Annotated in this window: 19 protein-coding genes and 5 tRNA genes; 6 read left to right on the top strand and 18 right to left on the bottom strand. The window is 54.5% G+C overall.

The annotated features are described in order from the left end of the window. The first annotated feature begins 9 nt into the window (after positions 1–9). From galT to gpmA, 4 genes are all read left to right on the top strand, one after another. Entirely contained in the window at positions 10–1,056 is a 1,047-nt protein-coding gene (gene galT, locus ACMGG5_RS12685) for a galactose-1-phosphate uridylyltransferase (protein WP_420277932.1), read from the top strand. Between the two features lie 4 nt (positions 1,057–1,060). After that, on the top strand, positions 1,061–2,209 hold the full coding sequence (gene galK, locus ACMGG5_RS12680) for a galactokinase (protein WP_032649494.1): 1,149 nt from the start codon (positions 1,061–1,063) through the stop codon (positions 2,207–2,209). Further along, on the top strand, positions 2,203–3,243 hold the full coding sequence (gene galM, locus ACMGG5_RS12675; protein WP_024908787.1) for a galactose-1-epimerase: 1,041 nt from the start codon (positions 2,203–2,205) through the stop codon (positions 3,241–3,243). The genes galK and galM overlap by 7 nt, the downstream gene beginning before the upstream one ends. Positions 3,244–3,449: 206 nt before the next feature. Beyond that, positions 3,450–4,202 (top strand): 2,3-diphosphoglycerate-dependent phosphoglycerate mutase, encoded by a 753-nt coding sequence (gene gpmA / locus ACMGG5_RS12670; RefSeq protein ID WP_126785938.1) that lies wholly within the window; start codon positions 3,450–3,452, stop codon positions 4,200–4,202. 61 nt (positions 4,203–4,263) lie between these two features. Here the strand turns inward: gpmA and aroG are convergent, their stop codons facing one another. Beyond that, a complete protein-coding gene (gene aroG / locus ACMGG5_RS12665) occupies positions 4,264–5,316 on the bottom strand; it encodes a 3-deoxy-7-phosphoheptulonate synthase AroG (RefSeq protein WP_024908788.1) in 1,053 nt (350 codons plus the stop codon). A 304-nt stretch (positions 5,317–5,620) separates the two neighbouring features. Between aroG and ACMGG5_RS12660 the strand changes: the two genes are divergently transcribed. Together ACMGG5_RS12660 and zitB are read left to right on the top strand one after the other, a co-directional pair. Further along, positions 5,621–6,001 carry a protein YbgS gene (locus tag ACMGG5_RS12660; RefSeq protein WP_420278618.1) on the top strand — a complete coding sequence of 127 codons (381 nt, stop codon included), beginning with the start codon at positions 5,621–5,623 and terminating at the stop codon, positions 5,999–6,001. 106 nt (positions 6,002–6,107) lie between these two features. Continuing rightward, a complete protein-coding gene (gene zitB / locus ACMGG5_RS12655) occupies positions 6,108–7,046 on the top strand; it encodes a CDF family zinc transporter ZitB (protein WP_420277931.1) in 939 nt (312 codons plus the stop codon). On the opposite strand, the gene pnuC is transcribed toward zitB, so the two are convergent. The 17 genes from pnuC to cydB form a co-directional block, all read right to left on the bottom strand. Further along, positions 7,043–7,762 (bottom strand): nicotinamide riboside transporter PnuC, encoded by a 720-nt coding sequence (pnuC, locus tag ACMGG5_RS12650; RefSeq protein WP_061715739.1) that lies wholly within the window; start codon positions 7,760–7,762, stop codon positions 7,043–7,045. The two genes, zitB and pnuC, sit on opposite strands and share 4 nt — an antisense overlap. A gap of 22 nt (positions 7,763–7,784) precedes the next feature. Then, positions 7,785–8,828: a quinolinate synthase NadA gene (nadA, locus tag ACMGG5_RS12645; protein ID WP_008501105.1), complete on the bottom strand. Its 1,044-nt coding sequence runs from the start codon at positions 8,826–8,828 to the stop codon at positions 7,785–7,787. A 191-nt stretch (positions 8,829–9,019) separates the two neighbouring features. Further along, positions 9,020–9,095 (bottom strand) — tRNA-Lys (locus ACMGG5_RS12640). Positions 9,096–9,118: 23 nt separating this feature from the next. Then, positions 9,119–9,194: transfer RNA gene (locus ACMGG5_RS12635), tRNA-Lys, on the bottom strand. A gap of 146 nt (positions 9,195–9,340) precedes the next feature. Continuing rightward, a tRNA-Lys gene (locus tag ACMGG5_RS12630) sits at positions 9,341–9,416 on the bottom strand. Positions 9,417–9,419: 3 nt separating this feature from the next. Then, positions 9,420–9,495: transfer RNA gene (locus ACMGG5_RS12625), tRNA-Val, on the bottom strand. Between the two features lie 26 nt (positions 9,496–9,521). Further along, positions 9,522–9,597, bottom strand: a tRNA-Lys gene (locus ACMGG5_RS12620). 161 nt (positions 9,598–9,758) lie between these two features. Then, on the bottom strand, positions 9,759–10,550 hold the full coding sequence (cpoB, locus tag ACMGG5_RS12615; protein WP_024908792.1) for a cell division protein CpoB: 792 nt from the start codon (positions 10,548–10,550) through the stop codon (positions 9,759–9,761). A gap of 9 nt (positions 10,551–10,559) precedes the next feature. Then, positions 10,560–11,081: a peptidoglycan-associated lipoprotein Pal gene (pal, locus tag ACMGG5_RS12610; protein ID WP_003858578.1), complete on the bottom strand. Its 522-nt coding sequence runs from the start codon at positions 11,079–11,081 to the stop codon at positions 10,560–10,562. Positions 11,082–11,116: 35 nt separating this feature from the next. After that, positions 11,117–12,409 carry a Tol-Pal system beta propeller repeat protein TolB gene (gene tolB, locus ACMGG5_RS12605; RefSeq protein ID WP_032649508.1) on the bottom strand — a complete coding sequence of 431 codons (1,293 nt, stop codon included), beginning with the start codon at positions 12,407–12,409 and terminating at the stop codon, positions 11,117–11,119. 134 nt (positions 12,410–12,543) lie between these two features. Next, positions 12,544–13,845 (bottom strand): cell envelope integrity protein TolA, encoded by a 1,302-nt coding sequence (tolA, locus tag ACMGG5_RS12600; RefSeq protein ID WP_048990051.1) that lies wholly within the window; start codon positions 13,843–13,845, stop codon positions 12,544–12,546. Positions 13,846–13,873: 28 nt separating this feature from the next. Further along, on the bottom strand, positions 13,874–14,302 hold the full coding sequence (tolR, locus tag ACMGG5_RS12595; protein WP_003858589.1) for a colicin uptake protein TolR: 429 nt from the start codon (positions 14,300–14,302) through the stop codon (positions 13,874–13,876). Positions 14,303–14,305: 3 nt separating this feature from the next. Further along, a complete protein-coding gene (gene tolQ / locus ACMGG5_RS12590; RefSeq protein WP_008501101.1) occupies positions 14,306–14,998 on the bottom strand; it encodes a Tol-Pal system protein TolQ in 693 nt (230 codons plus the stop codon). Further along, positions 14,995–15,399: a tol-pal system-associated acyl-CoA thioesterase gene (ybgC, locus tag ACMGG5_RS12585; protein ID WP_003858593.1), complete on the bottom strand. Its 405-nt coding sequence runs from the start codon at positions 15,397–15,399 to the stop codon at positions 14,995–14,997. Before ybgC ends, tolQ begins: the two co-directional genes overlap by 4 nt. 148 nt (positions 15,400–15,547) lie before the next feature. Further along, positions 15,548–15,838 (bottom strand): cyd operon protein YbgE, encoded by a 291-nt coding sequence (gene ybgE / locus ACMGG5_RS12580; protein WP_008501100.1) that lies wholly within the window; start codon positions 15,836–15,838, stop codon positions 15,548–15,550. Beyond that, the gene (cydX, locus tag ACMGG5_RS12575; RefSeq protein WP_003858598.1) at positions 15,838–15,951 is read right to left on the bottom strand and encodes a cytochrome bd-I oxidase subunit CydX; all 114 of its coding nucleotides are present in this window, start codon (positions 15,949–15,951) and stop codon (positions 15,838–15,840) included. The genes ybgE and cydX overlap by 1 nt, the downstream gene beginning before the upstream one ends. Positions 15,952–15,965: 14 nt before the next feature. Then, positions 15,966–17,105 carry a cytochrome d ubiquinol oxidase subunit II gene (gene cydB / locus ACMGG5_RS12570; RefSeq protein ID WP_023310796.1) on the bottom strand — a complete coding sequence of 380 codons (1,140 nt, stop codon included), beginning with the start codon at positions 17,103–17,105 and terminating at the stop codon, positions 15,966–15,968. Positions 17,106–17,107 lie beyond the last annotated feature (2 nt).

The following is a 17,107-nucleotide window of genomic DNA, read 5'->3' as shown; positions in this document are numbered from 1 at the left end:
GGATCCGTCATGACGCAATTTAATCCCGTCGATCATCCGCATCGTCGTTTTAACCCGTTAAGCGGGCAATGGATTTTGGTTTCTCCGCATCGCGCCAAGCGCCCCTGGCAGGGGGCGCAGGAAACGCCTGCGAAACAAACGCTGCCACAGCACGACCCAAACTGCTTCCTCTGTCCGGGCAACACGCGCGTCACCGGGGATAAAAACCCGGACTACAAAGGCACCTTCGTCTTCACCAACGATTTTGCCGCCCTGATGACCGACACCCCGGACGCGCCGGAAAGCCACGACCCGCTGATGCGCTGCGAAAGCGCGCGCGGAACCAGCCGCGTGATCTGCTTCTCCCCCGATCACAGCAAAACGCTGCCGGAGCTGAGCGTGGAAGCGCTGAAAGAGGTGGTAAGCACCTGGCAGGCGCAAACCGCCGAGCTGGGTCAAACTTACCCGTGGGTGCAGGTGTTCGAAAACAAAGGTGCGGCAATGGGCTGCTCTAACCCACATCCGCACGGCCAGGTCTGGGCGAACAGCTTCCTGCCTAACGAAGCCGAGCGTGAAGACCGTCTGCAAAAAGCGTATTACGCGGAAAACGGTTCCCCAATGCTGGTCGATTACACCCGCCGTGAGCTGGCCGACGGCAGCCGCACCGTGGTGGAAACCGAACACTGGCTGGCCGTCGTGCCTTACTGGGCTGCCTGGCCGTTTGAAACGCTGCTGCTGCCGAAAGCGCACGTACAGCGCATCACCGATCTCAGCGACGCGCAGCGTGACGACCTTGCTCTGGCGCTGAAAAAGCTGACCAGTCGTTACGACAACCTGTTCCAGTGCTCCTTCCCGTACTCCATGGGCTGGCACGGCGCCCCGTTTAACGGCGAAGAGAATCTACACTGGCAGCTGCACGCCCATTTCTATCCGCCGCTGCTGCGCTCTGCGACGGTGCGTAAATTTATGGTGGGCTATGAAATGCTGGCGGAAACCCAGCGTGACCTGACGGCGGAACAGGCGGCAGAACGTCTGCGTGCCGTTAGCGACGTCCACTATCGCGAATCAGGAGTCTAAAAAAATGAGTCTGAAAGATAAAACACAATCCCTGTTTGCTGAAAAATTTGGCTACCCTGCCACCCACGTTATCCAGGCCCCTGGCCGCGTCAACCTGATTGGTGAACACACCGACTATAACGACGGTTTCGTCCTGCCGTGCGCCATCGATTACCAGACGGTGATCAGCTGTGCGAAGCGCGACGACCGCCAGGTTCGCGTGATTGCGGCGGATTACGGTAATGAGACGGACGCGTTTTCTCTCGATGCCCCGATTGTGACGCACGACAGCCAGCAGTGGTCAAACTACGTGCGCGGCGTGGTGAAGCATCTGCAGAAGCGCAACAAAAACTTTGGCGGCGCAGATTTAGTTATCAGCGGCAACGTGCCGCAGGGCGCGGGCTTAAGCTCCTCTGCGTCTCTGGAAGTCGCCGTGGGTACCGTGTTCCAGCAGCTTTATCATTTGCCGCTGGATGGAGCGCAAATCGCCCTGAATGGTCAGGAAGCGGAAAACCAGTTCGTGGGCTGTAACTGCGGCATTATGGACCAGCTGATCTCCGCCCTAGGCAAAAAAGAACACGCGCTGCTGATCGACTGCCGCTCGCTGGGCACTAAAGCCGTTCCCCTGCCAAAAGGCGCGGCTGTGGTAATCATCAACAGCAACTTTAAGCGCACGCTGGTGGGCAGCGAGTACAACACCCGCCGCCAACAGTGCGAAACCGGTGCCCGCTTCTTCCAGCAGCCCGCCCTGCGCGACGTAACGCTCAATGAATTTAACAAAGTGGCGCACGAGCTGGATCCGGTCGTTGCCAGGCGCGTTCGTCACGTGCTGACGGAAAATGCCCGTACCGTTGAAGCTGCCTCCGCGCTGGCGAAAGGTGACCTGAAACGTATGGGTGAGCTGATGGCGGAATCTCACGCCTCCATGCGCGATGATTTTGAAATCACCGTTCCGCAGATCGACACCCTGGTGGACATCGTCAAAGCCACCATCGGCGATAAAGGTGGCGTGCGCATGACGGGCGGCGGTTTTGGCGGCTGCGTCGTTGCGCTGGTGCCTGAAGAGCTGGTTCCTGCCGTACAGGATGCCGTGGCGAAGCAGTACGAAGCAAAAACAGGTATCAAAGAAACCTTCTATGTTTGCAAAGCATCACAAGGAGCCGGACAGTGCTAAACGAAACACCTACCCTTGCACCGGATGGTCTGCCGTATCGCCTGTTAACCCTGCGCAACCGCGCAGGGATGGTCGTTACGGTGATGGACTGGGGGGCAACCCTTCTTTCTGCCCGCGTACCGATGCCGGACGGCAGCGTACGCGAAACCCTGCTGGGCTGCGCCTCGCCTGAGCAGTACGTCAATCAGTCCGCCTATCTGGGCGCGTCCGTTGGGCGCTATGCTAACCGCATCGCGAAGAGCCGTTTTGAACTCGACGGCGTGCAGTACGCCCTGCTTCCAAGCCAGGGTGAGAACCAGCTGCACGGCGGACCGGACGGGTTTGATAAACGCCGCTGGAAGATTGTTCGTCAAAACGACGGGGAAGTGCTGTTCTCTCTGGATTCGCCTGACGGCGATCAGGGCTTCCCGGGGAACCTTATCGCGTCCGCGCGCTTTACGCTGACCGACGACAACCGTATCGCCATTGAATACCGTGCGACGGTCGACAAGCCGTGTCCGGTCAACCTGACCAATCACGCGTACTTTAATCTGGACGGTAACCAGTGCGACGTGCGTAACCACAGGCTGCAGATCCTGGCGGATGCCTGGCTGCCGGTTGACGAGATGGGCATTCCGCATCAGGGCCTCAAAGACGTGAGCGGCACCAGCTTTGACTTCCGCAGCGCGAAAACGATCGCCCAGGATTTCCTGAGCGATGACGATCAGCGCAAGGTGAAAGGCTACGACCACGCGTTCCTGCTACAGGCCAAAGGTGATGTGAAACAACCTGCCGCGCAGGTGTGGTCTGCGGATGAGAAGCTGCAGATGACGGTGTATACCACTGCCCCTGCCCTGCAGTTCTACTCAGGTAACTATCTCGGCGGCACGACGGCGCGCGAACACGAAGAGTACAGCGACTGGCAAGGCCTGGCACTGGAGAGCGAGTTCCTGCCGGACAGCCCGAACCATCCGGAATGGCCGCAGCCGGACTGCGTGCTGCGCCCGGGTGAAGAGTACGTTAGCGTCACAGAGTATCATTTCATTCCGCATTGATTTCCAGCCCTCCCATCGGAGGGCTTTTTTCTGCGCGCCTTGCTGAAAATAGCGCCGATCGCAGACAAAATCATAACCCTGGATTCACAAGCATCTTACACTCAGAGACTATTTTCGCTATGGTTAGGGTTAAGCGTTGCTGGTGGCACGGCCACGGCAATATAATGAGAATTGTTATCATTCTAAAAATGCTTGAGGAGTAAGAGATGGCTATAACTAAGCTGGTCCTGGTGCGTCACGGCGAAAGCCAGTGGAACAACGAAAACCGCTTTACCGGTTGGTACGACGTTGATCTGTCTGAGAAAGGCGTAAGCGAAGCAAAAGCAGCAGGTAAACTGCTGAAGGAAGAAGGCTTCAGCTTTGATTTTGCTTACACCTCTGTGCTGAAACGTGCCATCCACACCTTGTGGAACGTGCTGGACGAACTGGATCAGGCCTGGCTGCCGGTTGAGAAGTCCTGGAAACTGAACGAACGTCACTACGGTGCGCTGCAGGGCCTGAACAAAGCGGAAACCGCTGAGAAATATGGCGACGAGCAGGTTAAACAGTGGCGTCGCGGCTTCGCAATCACCCCACCAGAGCTGACCAAAGATGACGAGCGCTACCCGGGCCACGACCCGCGTTACGCGAAGCTGACCGACGCTGAGCTGCCAACCACCGAGAGCCTGGCGCTGACCATCGACCGCGTTGTGCCTTACTGGAACGAAACCATTCTGCCACGCCTGAAAAGCGGCGAGCGCGTGATCATCGCGGCTCACGGTAACTCCCTGCGCGCGCTGGTGAAATACCTGGACAACATGAGTGAAGACGAAATCCTCGAACTGAACATCCCAACTGGCGTACCGCTGGTGTATGAGTTCGACGAAAACTTCAAGCCAATCAAACATTACTATCTGGGTAACGCGGAAGAGATCGCGGCGAAAGCAGCGGCTGTCGCGAACCAGGGTAAAGCGAAGTAATTTTCGCCAGACATAAAAAAAGCGCGGAGCCTTCCGCGCTTTTTTATTTGTGCCTGATAATTCAGCCGCGACGCGCTTTTACCGCATTCGCCAGCTGACGCAGGATGGTATCGGTATCGTCCCAGCCGATGCAGGCATCGGTCACGCTTTTGCCATACACCAGCGGTTCGCTGCCTTCCAGATTCTGGTTACCTTCAACCAGATGGCTTTCGATCATCACCCCAATCACCGCCTTCTCACCGCCGGCAATCTGCTGACAGACGTCTGCCCCCACTTCCATCTGCTTTTTAAACTGCTTGCTGGAGTTGGCGTGGCTGAAATCGATCATCACCTGCGGTGGCAGCCCGGCTTTTTCCAGCCCAACCTTCACTTCTGCCACGTGTTTTGCGCTGTAGTTCGGCTCTTTGCCGCCGCGCAGAATGATATGGCAGTCGCCGTTACCGCTGGTGTTAACGATGGCGGAATGACCCCATTTGGTCACCGACAGGAAGCAGTGCGGTGCACCTGCAGCATTGATAGCGTCAATGGCGACCTTGATGGTACCGTCAGTGCCGTTTTTGAAGCCCACCGGGCAAGAGAGACCGGACGCCAGCTCGCGGTGCACCTGAGATTCAGTGGTACGGGCACCAATTGCGCCCCAGCTCATCAGGTCTGCCAGGTATTGTGGCGTAATCATGTCCAGGAATTCACCGGCCGCAGGCAGGCCGCTGTCGTTGATCTCCAGCAGCAGCTTGCGCGCAATGCGCAGACCGTCGTTGATCTGGAAGCTGTTATCCATGTGCGGATCGTTAATCAGCCCTTTCCAGCCCACGGTGGTGCGCGGTTTTTCAAAATAGACGCGCATGACGATTTCCAGCTCGTCCTTCAGCTCTTCACGCAGGGTGAGCAGGCGGGCAGCGTATTCTTTCGCGGCTGCAGGATCGTGAATGGAGCACGGGCCAATCACCACCAGAAGACGATCGTCATTACCTTTCAGGATCTTATGGATCGCTTTACGTGCATGAGAAACCGTGTTTGCGGCATTTTCAGTGGCGGGGAATTTCTCAAGGAGTGCTACAGGAGGTAATAACTCATTGATCTCTTTGATGCGTAAATCGTCGTTCTGATAATTCATTTTCTTTCCAGCTCTGCCATATCTTTAGTAATGAAAGCAATCCTTTCAATCTATCTTGTCGACCAGGAAGTGTAAACACGGTTTTACACTTCACGCAGATAATTCCTGGAATTCGCCTAAAAATCGCCACAAAATAGCGAAAAATGAGATCTAACCTAAGCTTTTTAACTGTAACAACCAATTTTACACGCTTAAACGCGATTCCCTACTGACGTAAGTCCGTAAGGCGGAATCTTTCGCCTCTGAAAAAGATGCACTGTTGGAGAATGTTATCCAGCGTAACGACAAGAACAGGAGCACCATGATGAAAATGACAAAACTGGCAACCCTCTTCCTGACCGCCACACTCACTCTGGCCAGCGGCAGCGTCCTGGCCGCGGAAACGGGCACATCAGACAGCAACGGGGATGCAAATGCGGCTGCGGCAGCAGGCCAGCCCGCTCCGGATGCGAAACAGAATATCGCCCCGAATAATGTCGACAACAACCAGATCAATACCGGCAACACCAACACCGGCGGCACGATGCTGCATCCCAACGGCAGCGCTTCCGGCACCATGAATCATGACAATATGAGTTCGGATGAGGTTCATAAGAACTCGATGTGTAAGGACGGCAAATGCCCGAACCCTGACGACAAAGTGGGTAACGACGCCAATACCAAAACTGATGGCACCACCCAGTAATTTGTTATGAACCGTCAGAAAAAGGAGAGCCCAGGCTCTCCTTTCTTTTTGGAGTAACCTATTAAAAACGCTACACTAAAAACAATAACACATCAGGAAAGCAGACATGGCGCACTCCCATTCCCACTCGCATTCTCCCGGCAACGACAACGCTAAACGACTGATGCTGGCCTTTGGCGTCACGGCAACGTTTATGGTTATCGAGGTCATTGGCGGCCTGGTTTCCGGCTCTCTGGCGCTTCTGGCCGATGCCGGACATATGCTGACCGATGCCGCCGCCCTGCTCTTCGCCCTGCTGGCGGTGCAGTTCGCGCGTCGTCCACCGAATGCGCGCCACACATTCGGCTGGCTGAGGCTGACCACCCTGGCCGCGTTTGTTAACGCCATTGCGCTGGTGGTCATTACCGTGCTTATCGTCTGGGAGGCCGTACAGCGCTTCCGGCATCCTCAGCCGATCGCCGGGGCGACCATGATGGTGATTGCCGTGGCAGGGCTGCTGGCGAATATCCTGGCCTTCTGGATTCTGCACCGCGGCAGCGGGGAAAAGAACCTCAACGTGCGCGCGGCGGCGCTGCATGTTCTGGGGGATTTGCTCGGTTCCGTCGGGGCGATTGTCGCCGCGCTGGTGATCCTCTACACCGGCTGGACGCCTGTCGATCCGATTCTGTCCGTGCTGGTGTCGTGTCTGGTCTTACGCAGTGCCTGGCGGCTGTTGAAGGAGAGCGTGAATGAACTGCTTGAAGGGGCACCGGCATCCATGAATATTGACGAGCTGAAGCGCAACCTGCGCCGTTCAGTCCCGGAAGTCCGCAATGTTCATCATGTGCACGTCTGGCTGGTGGGGGAAAAACCGGTCATGACGCTGCACGTCCAGGTGATCCCGCCTCACGACCACGATGCGCTGCTAGAACGCATCCAGCATTTTCTTGAGCATCACTACGAAATTGGCCACTCCACCATCCAGATGGAGTATCAGCCCTGTAACGGGCCGGACTGCCACCTTAACGAGGCGCAGTCCGGACATTCACATCATCATCACCACTAGCTGGAAAGCGCGTGAGAGCCTCGCTCACGCGCGCTGTTAATCCACATCCGGCTGCCGTTCAGCGCAATGAAGGTTAGCAGCAGATATTCCAGCGACATCGCATAGACGCCCTGCAGGGCGAAGATCGCCACGCTGATCACGTTGATGATGACCCAAAGCAGCCAGTTCTCAACGTATTTACGGGTCATCAGGATCATCGCCGCAATCGACAGCACCATCATGCAGGAATCCCAGAACGGGAAAGCATCCGGCTGCAGCTCTGGCATCGTCACGTTCAGGCCGATGCCAGACATGACCGAAACGGCGACGCGGGTCAGGAACGCAAACACCGGGTTGATGTAGACGGTCATTAAGCCAATGGCCAGCACGCAGGCGACGAACCAGGCGATGGCTTTCGGCAAGGGCAGCCAGCGGATCTGCAGCTCTGCCTCCTGCTGGCTGTTCTGACGCGACCACGCGTACCAGCCGTAGATATTGGCGGCGAAGAAGAACAGCTGTAAAAGCAGGCTGGCGTAAAGCTGGATCTGGAAGAAGATAATCGCAAACAGCGTGACGTTAATCAGCCCGAACGCATAGTTGCTGATCTTCTCCAGGCTTGCCAGCCAGATACAGAGTAATCCCGCCAGTGTGCCAACGGCCTCAATCCATGACAGGTCATAGCCACCTGCACCAATCGGTATATGAACCAGAATGTTATGTGTGCTAAAAAAATCCATCTTTTCTCCGCGGCGTGTTGAATTAAGTACGTAGTGTAGCCGCAAAATCCAGCATGCGGTTAAGCGGAATCAATGCACCTTCACGCAGAGCGGCATCCACATGGATTTCATGTGCTGCACCGCCGGTCTCGAGCCCTTCGGCAATGGCCTTCAGGCCGTTCATCGCCATCCACGGGCAATGCGCACAGCTGCGACACGTTGCGCCCTCACCCGCCGTTGGCGCTTCAAGGAGCTCTTTCTCCGGCACGGCCTGCTGCATCTTATAGAAGATACCGCGATCGGTCGCGACAATGAGCTGCTTGTGAGGCAACGTCCTGGCCGCGTTGATAAGCTGGCTGGTTGAGCCCACGGCATCCGCCATGTCGACAATTGACTGCGGTGACTCAGGGTGAACAAGAATGGCGGCGTCAGGATAAAGTGCCTTCATGCGCGCCAGCGCCTGGGTTTTGAATTCATCATGCACGATGCAGGCGCCCTGCCAGCAGAGAACGTCAGCCCCCGTCTGCTTCTGGACATAATTTCCAAGATGACGATCTGGCGCCCAGATAATTTTCTCTCCCAGGCTATCCAGATGTTCAATCAGCTCAACGGCGATGCTCGACGTGACTACCCAGTCGGCCCGCGCTTTTACCGCCGCAGAGGTGTTGGCGTAAACCACCACGGTCCGATCAGGGTGGGCGTCACAGAAGGCCGTGAATTCGTCAATCGGACAGCCCAGATCCAGCGAACACTCTGCGTTAAGCGTGGGCATCAGAATGGTTTTTTCAGGGCTCAGGATCTTTGCCGTTTCGCCCATAAAACGCACGCCAGCAACCAGTAGCGTGGAAGCGGGGTGTCGTGCACCGAAGCGTGCCATCTCCAGTGAGTCAGAAATGCAGCCTCCGGTCTCTTCAGCCAATTGCTGAATTTCCGGGTCGGTGTAGTAATGGGCCACCATTACCGCATCGCGCTCTTTAAGAAGACGTTTGATCTTCTCGCGGTAGAATTGCTTTTCATCCTGGCTCAGCGGGACAGGCTTTGGCGGAAACGGATAGATTGCGGCTTCAGGATCAAACATCACACTCATTATGGCTTCTCGTTTTACTGGCTTAACAATATTGCCTTTCTTTTGCCTGACATAGCAAAACGCGTGGCAATTGTGTTTTGTATACTAAACAAGATAGCGAATCTGGAGTGAAAAGTCACCGGGAATAGATGGGCGGAGCATTTGTTGTACCGCAGATAGCAAAAAGGCGCCTTTAGGGCGCCTTTCTACACTGGTGGGTCGTGCAGGATTCGAACCTGCGACCAATTGATTAAAAGTCAACTGCTCTACCAACTGAGCTAACGACCCCTTGCGGGATTTTTTCTTCGAAGTGGTGGGTCGTGCAGGATTCGAACCTGCGACCAATTGATTAAAAGTCAACTGCTCTACCAACTGAGCTAACGACCCATTCGGGTGCTGACTTCGAAGATTTTTACTCGGTACCACCGGAGAGTGGTGGGTCGTGCAGGATGACTCGGCTTCGCCTCGCCCTTCGGGCCGTTGCTAAAGCAACGTTATCCTTCACGTTTAATATCTGAGTAAGATATTAAAATTGGTGGGTCGTGCAGGATTCGAACCTGCGACCAATTGATTAAAAGTCAACTGCTCTACCAACTGAGCTAACGACCCGAGTGGTGGGTGATGACGGGCTCGAACCGCCGACCCCCTCCGTGTAAAGGAGATGCTCTACCAACTGAGCTAATCACCCACTCTGTACTGCCGGTATGCGTTAAGTGGTGGGTCGTGCAGGATTCGAACCTGCGACCAATTGATTAAAAGTCAACTGCTCTACCAACTGAGCTAACGACCCACTTTTACGCTGTTTTCACGTTGTTTGATATCCCGTGGCAACGGCGGCATATATTACTGATTTAAGAATTCAGCGCAACAAAAATTTCGATGAAGATCACTTAACTGCTTACGAATCATGCTGCACGACCAGAAATAACGCGATTTCTGGTCATGCGATAATCATCCCATCGAATTCAGACGTTTTTGCGCCTGCTTAGCACCTTCGGTACCCGGGAATTTAGAGACCACCTGCTGATAAACCGCTTTGGCTTTCGCAGTGTCGCCTTTGTCCTGCATGATGACGCCCACTTTGTACATCGCATCAGGCGCTTTTGGCGATTTCGGGTAGTTTTTTACCACGGAGGCAAAATAAAACGCCGCATCGTCCTTTTTACCCTTGTTGTAATTCAGCTGACCGAGCCAGTAATTCGCATTTGGCTGATAAGTGGAATCAGGGTATTTCTTAACAAAGTTCTGAAACGCAGCAAGCGCGTCATCCTGACGAGATTGATCCTGCACCAGGGCAATGGCCGCGTTGTAGTCCGTATTCGCGTCACCGCTCTGTACAGGCGCACCTGTTGAAGCAGAAGCATCCGCAGCCGGAGCTGATGTCGCTGCACCGCTCTGATCGCCCGCGGCTGGCTGTGCTTGTGCTGCACTACCACTGCTCAGGCTATCCATCTGCAGCAAAATCTGCTTCTGACGTTCCACAACCTGGTTAAGCTGATACTGGCTTTCCTGAATCTGACCGCGGAGAGCGTCAATATCATTCTGGTTATCGGAGAGCTGTTGCTGGAGTTGGGTTAAAAGCTGGCTGTGAGCGTTAGAAATACGCTCGAGTTGAGTGACCCGGTCTTCTACCGAGCCTGAGCCGACACTACTGATTGGTGCCTGAGCAAAAGCGGCCCAGGGGGCCGCTATTCCAACCAGTAACGACAGACTCAACAGATGATGTCTGAAGTTACTGCTCATGCAATTCTCTTAGTAAACCAGTACGGCACGACGGTTTTTGGAGTAAGCCGCTTCGTCGTGACCCAGTACTGCAGGTTTTTCTTTACCGTAAGAAACGATGGAGATCTGGTCAGCAGAAACGCCTTTACCCTGCAGGTACATTTTAACAGCGTTAGCACGACGTTCACCCAGGGAGATGTTGTACTCTGGAGTACCACGTTCGTCCGCGTGACCTTCTACGGTGACTTTGTAAGATGGGTTGCTACGCAGGAAGTTAGCGTGCGCATCCAGCATCGCAGCGAAGTCAGAACGGATGTCGTATTTATCCAGATCGAAGTAAACGATGTTGTTCTGCTGCAGCTGCTGCATCTGAAGACGCGCTTGCTCTTCAGAAGACATGTTGCCATTGCCGTTCGCGTCCATACCGGTGCCGGCACCCATCATGCCTTCGCCGCTCTGGTCATTGCTTGCGTTCTTGTTAGAAGAACACGCTGCGATTGCCATTACAGGCAGAGCGATCATCAGCCCCTTCAGCACTTTGTTCAGTTGCATTTCTATGATTCCTTTAGTAATCAATTAATTATTATTTACAGATACGGCGACCAGGCAGGAGATTTTACCTGTCCATCAGTTGCCGGAATACGCGCTTTGAAACGCCCATCTGTAGAAACCAGATTCAGCACAGATCCCATCCCCTGAGAAGAGCTGTAGATTACCATCGTGCCGTTAGGTGCCAGACTTGGCGTTTCATCCAGGAACGTTGACGACAGAACTTGAACGCCACCCGCTACCAGATCTTGTTTGGCAATGTGCTGCTGCCCACCGTTGGAGCTCACCATTACCATAAATTTACCGTCGCTGCTCACGTCTGAGTTCTGGTTCTGCGAACCTTCCCAGGTAATACGCTGCGGAGCACCGCCGTTGATGTTGACTTTGTAGATTTGTGGACGGCCAGCCTGATCAGAGGTAAACGCCAGGTTTTGACTGTCCGGGAACCATGAAGGTTCGGTGTTGTTGCTGCGACCGTCGGTCACCTGACGGATCTGGCCAGAGCCAATGTCCATCACGTACAGGTTCAGGCTACCGGTTTTTGACAGCGCAAACGCCAGTTTAGAACCGTCCGGAGAGAACGAAGGCGCACCGTTGTGACGTGGGAAAGATGCTACCTGACGAACAGCACCGTTTGCCAGCGTCTGGATAACCAGTGCTGAACGGCCACTTTCGAAGGTGACATAGGCCAGTTTAGAACCGTCCGGAGACCAGGCTGGAGACATCAGCGGCTGTGAAGAACGTTTCACCAGGAACTGGTTGTAGCCGTCGTAGTCAGATACGCGCAGCTCATACGGGAACTGACCACCGTTGGTCTGCACCACATAAGCAATACGGGTACGGAACGCACCTTTAATACCGGTCAGTTTTTCGAATACCGCATCGCTGGCAGCGTGAGCCGCGTAGCGCAGGTACTGCTTAGTGACCTTGTAAGAGTTCTGAGCCAGAACGGTACCCGGTGCACCGCCGGTATCCACCAGCTGCCAGGCCACGTTGTAAGAGCCGTCCGGGTTAGGCGTAACCTGACCCACAACCACGGCATCAATACCCAGCGCAGACCATGCTGCAGGCTGTACTTCCTGCGCGCTACCCGGCTGCTGAGGCAGACGAGAACGATCTAACGGGTTGAATTTACCGCTGTTACGCAGGTCAGCCGCCACGATGCCACCGGCATCTTCAGGTGCAGCGCCAGGACCGGCCCACTGGAACGGAACAACACCGATTGGGCGTGCCGAGTCCACCCCCTGGGTGATCTCGATACGTACTTCTGCGTGCAGTACTGCTGCCCACAGCATTAAAAAACCAAATGCTACACGTAATGCCTGCTTCATCATATCTCCCTTATCCGGGTAACCTTACCCACGATAATTTAGCAGAATGTTAACAAACTCAAATAGACAAAACTACCCGAACCCTGTGACTAAACCTGGTCTATTTTTCCCCGTTTGCACGGGGAAAATGTAACTTAAGGTTTGAAGTCCAGCGGCGCATTTTTGAAGACTTCGTAAACTGCCTGAGACGGCGGTTTCGGCATCTTCGCCTGACGCGCTGCAGCCAGGGCCGCAGTACATAAAGCCGGGTCGCCACCTTCCGACTTGATATCCAGCAGCATGCCGTCCGGAGCCAGTTTTATACGCAACGTACACGTTTTACCGGTATAGGAAGACGCATCATAGAATCGGCTTTCAATAGCGGATTTAATCTGCGCGGCATAACCGTTGATTTCAGCCCCGGTCGCACCGTTACTCTTAGTGTTACCACTTCCGGTCGGCGCTGCGTTGTTTCCTTTCGCCCCACCGCCCGTTTTCGGTGCATTCTTACCGGAGCTCAAATCGCCCAGCAGATCGTCAACCCCTGCGGCAGCAGCAGCTTTTTCAGCGGCGGCAGCCTTTTTAGCAGCCGCTTTTTCAGCTGCGGCTTTCTTATCGGCCGCGGCCTTCTCAGCTGCAGCTTTTTTATCAGCAGCGGCTTTTTCCGCGGCAGCTGCTTTTTCTGCTGCCGCTTTCTCAGCAGCAGCCGCTTTCTTAGCGGCCTCGGCAGCAGCTTTCTTCTCTGCGTCCTGAGCGGCTTTCTTCGCGGCTTCCGCTTCAGCTTTCTTCTGAGCATCAGCAGCGGCTTTCTTCGCGGCTTCCGCTTCGGCTTTCTTCTGAGCATCAGCAGCGGCTTTCTTCGCGGCTTCTGCTTCAGCTTTCTTCTGAGCATCAGCAGCGGCTTTCTTCGCCGCTTCTGCTTCAGCTTTCTTCTGAGCATCAGCAGCGGCTTTCTTCGCCGCTTCTGCCGCTAATTTTGCCTGGGCATCAGCCTGCGCTTTCGCGTCCGCTGCGGCTTTTGCTGCCGCCTCTTCCGCCTGCTTTTGCTGTTCCTGTGCTTTCTTCGCGGCCTCTTCGGCTTGTTTCTGCTGTTCCGCCTGCTCTTTCGCAGCTTCCTGCGCCTGCAAACGTTCTTTCTCAAGCTGCTTCAGACGTTCCTGCTCTGCGGCCTGCTTTTCACGCAGCTCTTCCGCCTGCTGTTGCGACTGTTTTTCACGCTGCTCTTCAGCCCGTTTGGCACTCGCCTTCTGCTGTTGTTCGCGATTATAGTTCTGTACTACCGCACCGGGATCCACCATCACGGCGTCAATGGAAGACCCTCCACCGCCGCCGGCTGATGCATCAATATGCTCGTCGAACGAACTCCAGATCAGCGCTGCAAAGAGAATAACGTGCAGCACTGCGGAGACGATTATCGCTCGCTTAAGCTTGTCGTTCTGTTCGGTTGCCTTTGACACTATCGGTTCCCAAAAACTACGCGGATGATCAAATAGGTTGGGTCATTAAGCCAACTGACTTAACACCCGCACTATGTAGCAAGTTCAGCGCTTTAATAATTTCATCGTAGGGTACGTCTTTCGCGCCACCGATTAAGAAGACCGTTTTCGGATTTGACTCCAGGCGACGCTGCGCTTCAGCAATCACCTGCTCAGGCGGCAGCTGATCCATACGATCTTTCTCTACCACGACGCTGTATTGCCCTACGCCGGAAACCTCAATGATAACCGGAGGATCGTCATTGGTGCTCACCGCCTGTGATTCTGTCGCATCCGGCAGATCCACTTCCACGCTCTGGGTAATGATTGGCGCTGTCGCCATGAAGATCAGCAGCAGTACCAACAGGACGTCCAGCAGTGGAACGATATTGATTTCGGACTTGAGCTCGCGACGACCTCGTCCACGCGATCTGGCCATGGTTTACCCCTTGTTGCTCTCGGTGCTGGTAAACGCCTGACGGTGCAGAATCGCAGTGAACTCTTCCATAAAGTTGTCGTAGTTCAGTTCCAGTTTGTTCACACGCTGGTTCAGACGGTTGTAAGCCATAACCGCCGGAATTGCCGCAAACAGACCGATAGCGGTCGCAATCAGTGCTTCAGCGATACCCGGTGCAACCATCTGCAACGTCGCCTGCTTCACCGCGCCCAGCGCGATAAAGGCGTGCATGATCCCCCACACGGTACCAAACAGGCCGATATACGGGCTGATGGAACCGACAGTACCGAGGAATGGAATGTGCGTTTCAAGGTTTTCCAGCTCGCGGTTCATAGAGATGCGCATCGCACGCGAGGCACCTTCCACCACCGCTTCCGGCGCATGATTGTTTGCACGATGCAGACGGGCAAACTCTTTGAAACCGCTATAAAAAATTTGCTCGGAGCCTGTAAGGTTTTCACGGCGTCCCTGGCTTTCCTGATACAGACGAGAAAGCTCAATACCCGACCAGAACTTATCTTCAAACGCTTCAGCTTCACGGCCAGCGGCATTGAGGATACGCGTTCTCTGGATGATGATGGCCCAGGATGCGATTGAAAAACCAATCAAAATCAACATGATAAGTTTAACCAGAAGGCTTGCCTTCAGGAACAAATCAAGGATATTCATGTCAGTCACTGCTTAAACTCCGCGACAATAGACTTAGGAAGCGCACGAGGCTTCATTATGGTTGGATCAACACAAACAATCAGTACTTCAGCTGAGTTAAGTACGGTATTCTCTGCGTTGACTATCCGCTGCGTGAAAACCAGTGAGGTCCCGCGCATTGATGTAATTTCAGTTTGGACTTCGAGCATATCGTCGAGTCTGGCAGGCGCAAAATACTCAAGCGTCATCTTGCGAACCACGAAGGCAACTCGCTCAGCCAACAGTACCTGTTGACTAAAGTGATGATGGCGCAGCATCTCTGTGCGTGCCCGTTCATAAAAAGCAACGTAGCTGGCGTGGTAAACCACACCACCGGCATCGGTATCTTCGTAATAGACACGAACCGGCCATCGAAACAGCGTTGTATTCACTTTACATCCCGGTAATGCAACAAAAGTTAATGCTTTTAAACTTCGCTACTATACGCGCGGGAAAGAGGGTTGGGAATGGGGGAAAGTAAACGGAGAGTAAATTTTTATGGGCTCGGGTAAGCCCATAACGTTAACGGACATTTCTTATTCAGAAGAAGAAGAAAATCAAACCGGCGAGAAGCACCAGATCGGCAATCAGCGGGCAAAAAATTCCCTGCCAGTGAACGGCTTTCGGACGAAAGCCCACGCCGTGGATCACACCTGCACACACCGCCCACATAATGAGGAAGCCGTGCCAGATTTCAAGCTCGCTGGTTTTCGCTGCAAAGCGCGAAGGGTCCCAGAAGATACAACCTGCCAGCAGTAATGCCATCACTAAAGAAAGCGCCCGTAACGGGCGCTTGTCCATTACCGCGTAAAGTTTCGCGATAATATTCATCAGTGTTTTTCTTCACCCGCTTTGGTCGCTTCTACGTGCTCAAGCGCCAGGGCAGTGATGACACCAAATGCACAGGCAAGAAGCGTCCCTAAAATCCATGCGAAATACCACATATTCAGCTCCTTACTTAGTACATAGAGTGGGTGTTGCTTTCGATATGTTCTTTCGTGATGCGACCGAACATTTTCCAGTAACACCAGATGGTGTAGGCCAGAACAATCGGAACGAACACACAAGCAACATACGTCATCAGGTTCAGCGTCATATGGCTGGACGTTGCATCCCACATGGTCAGGCTAGCATTCAGCATGGTGCTGGATGGCATGACGAATGGGAACATCGCAATACCCGATGTCAGGATGATGCACGCCAGGGTCAGTGATGAGAACACGAACGCCAGCGCGCCTTTCTCCAGACGAGACGTCAACACGGTCAGCAGCGGCAGCAATACGCCCAGCGCCGGGATAGCCCACAGCGCAGGGGTATTGTTAAAGTTCACCAGCCATGCTCCTGCCTGACGCGCCACTTCTTTGGTCAGCGGATTAGACGGCGCAGTATGGTTAATCGCAGACGTCACCACGTAGCCATCAATGCCGTACACCACCCACACACCGGCCAGTGCGAAGCAGACCAGCGTGATCAGTGCCGCAACCTGAGCAGTAGCACGGGAACGCAGGTGCAGTTCACCAACCGTACGCATCTGCAGATAGGTTGCGCCCTGAGTGATGATCATCGCCACGCTCACCACGCCGGCCAGCAGACCAAACGGATTCAGCAGCTGGAAGAAGTTACCGGTGTAGTAGAGACGCATGTACTCGTCCAGGTGGAACGGCACGCCCTGCAGCAGGTTACCGAACGCCACGCCGATGACCAGCGGTGGAACGAAGCTACCGATGAAGATGCCCCAGTCCCACATGTTGCGCCAGCGGGTGTCTTCAATCTTGGAACGGTAGTCGAAACCAACCGGACGGAAGAATAAAGAAGCCAGCACCAGAATCATCGCCACGTAGAAGCCGGAGAACGCAGCCGCGTAGACCATCGGCCAGGCAGCGAACAGCGCGCCGCCTGCGGTGATCAGCCACACCTGGTTACCGTCCCAGTGAGGGGCGATGGAGTTGATCATGATTCGACGCTCGGTGTCATTACGACCGAGGAAACGGGTGAGCATCCCCACCCCCATGTCGAAACCATCCGTGACGGCGAAACCGATCAGCAGAACGCCGATCAACAGCCACCAGATAAAACGCAATACTTCATAATCGATCATTT

Origin of the sequence: Enterobacter sp. BNK-34 (assembly GCF_048684445.1) — a bacterium.
GTDB lineage: Bacteria > Pseudomonadota > Gammaproteobacteria > Enterobacterales > Enterobacteriaceae > Enterobacter > Enterobacter pseudoroggenkampii.
The sequence above is the reverse complement of the archived record's forward strand: the minus strand, read 5'-3'. Positions and strand labels throughout refer to the sequence as shown.

Coding starts and splice junctions, on each gene's coding strand:
- galT (WP_420277932.1), top strand. CDS start 10: ATGACGCAATTTAATCCCGTCGATCATCCGCATCGTCGTTTTAACCCG.
- galK (WP_032649494.1), top strand. CDS start 1,061: ATGAGTCTGAAAGATAAAACACAATCCCTGTTTGCTGAAAAATTTGGC.
- gpmA (WP_126785938.1), top strand. CDS start 3,450: ATGGCTATAACTAAGCTGGTCCTGGTGCGTCACGGCGAAAGCCAGTGG.
- aroG (WP_024908788.1), bottom strand. CDS start 5,316: ATGAATTATCAGAACGACGATTTACGCATCAAAGAGATCAATGAGTTA.
- ACMGG5_RS12660 (WP_420278618.1), top strand. CDS start 5,621: ATGAAAATGACAAAACTGGCAACCCTCTTCCTGACCGCCACACTCACT.
- zitB (WP_420277931.1), top strand. CDS start 6,108: ATGGCGCACTCCCATTCCCACTCGCATTCTCCCGGCAACGACAACGCT.
- pnuC (WP_061715739.1), bottom strand. CDS start 7,762: ATGGATTTTTTTAGCACACATAACATTCTGGTTCATATACCGATTGGT.
- nadA (WP_008501105.1), bottom strand. CDS start 8,828: ATGAGTGTGATGTTTGATCCTGAAGCCGCAATCTATCCGTTTCCGCCA.
- cpoB (WP_024908792.1), bottom strand. CDS start 10,550: ATGAGCAGTAACTTCAGACATCATCTGTTGAGTCTGTCGTTACTGGTT.
- pal (WP_003858578.1), bottom strand. CDS start 11,081: ATGCAACTGAACAAAGTGCTGAAGGGGCTGATGATCGCTCTGCCTGTA.
- tolB (WP_032649508.1), bottom strand. CDS start 12,409: ATGAAGCAGGCATTACGTGTAGCATTTGGTTTTTTAATGCTGTGGGCA.
- tolR (WP_003858589.1), bottom strand. CDS start 14,302: ATGGCCAGATCGCGTGGACGAGGTCGTCGCGAGCTCAAGTCCGAAATC.
- ybgE (WP_008501100.1), bottom strand. CDS start 15,838: ATGAATATTATCGCGAAACTTTACGCGGTAATGGACAAGCGCCCGTTA.
- cydX (WP_003858598.1), bottom strand. CDS start 15,951: ATGTGGTATTTCGCATGGATTTTAGGGACGCTTCTTGCCTGTGCATTT.
- cydB (WP_023310796.1), bottom strand. CDS start 17,105: ATGATCGATTATGAAGTATTGCGTTTTATCTGGTGGCTGTTGATCGGC.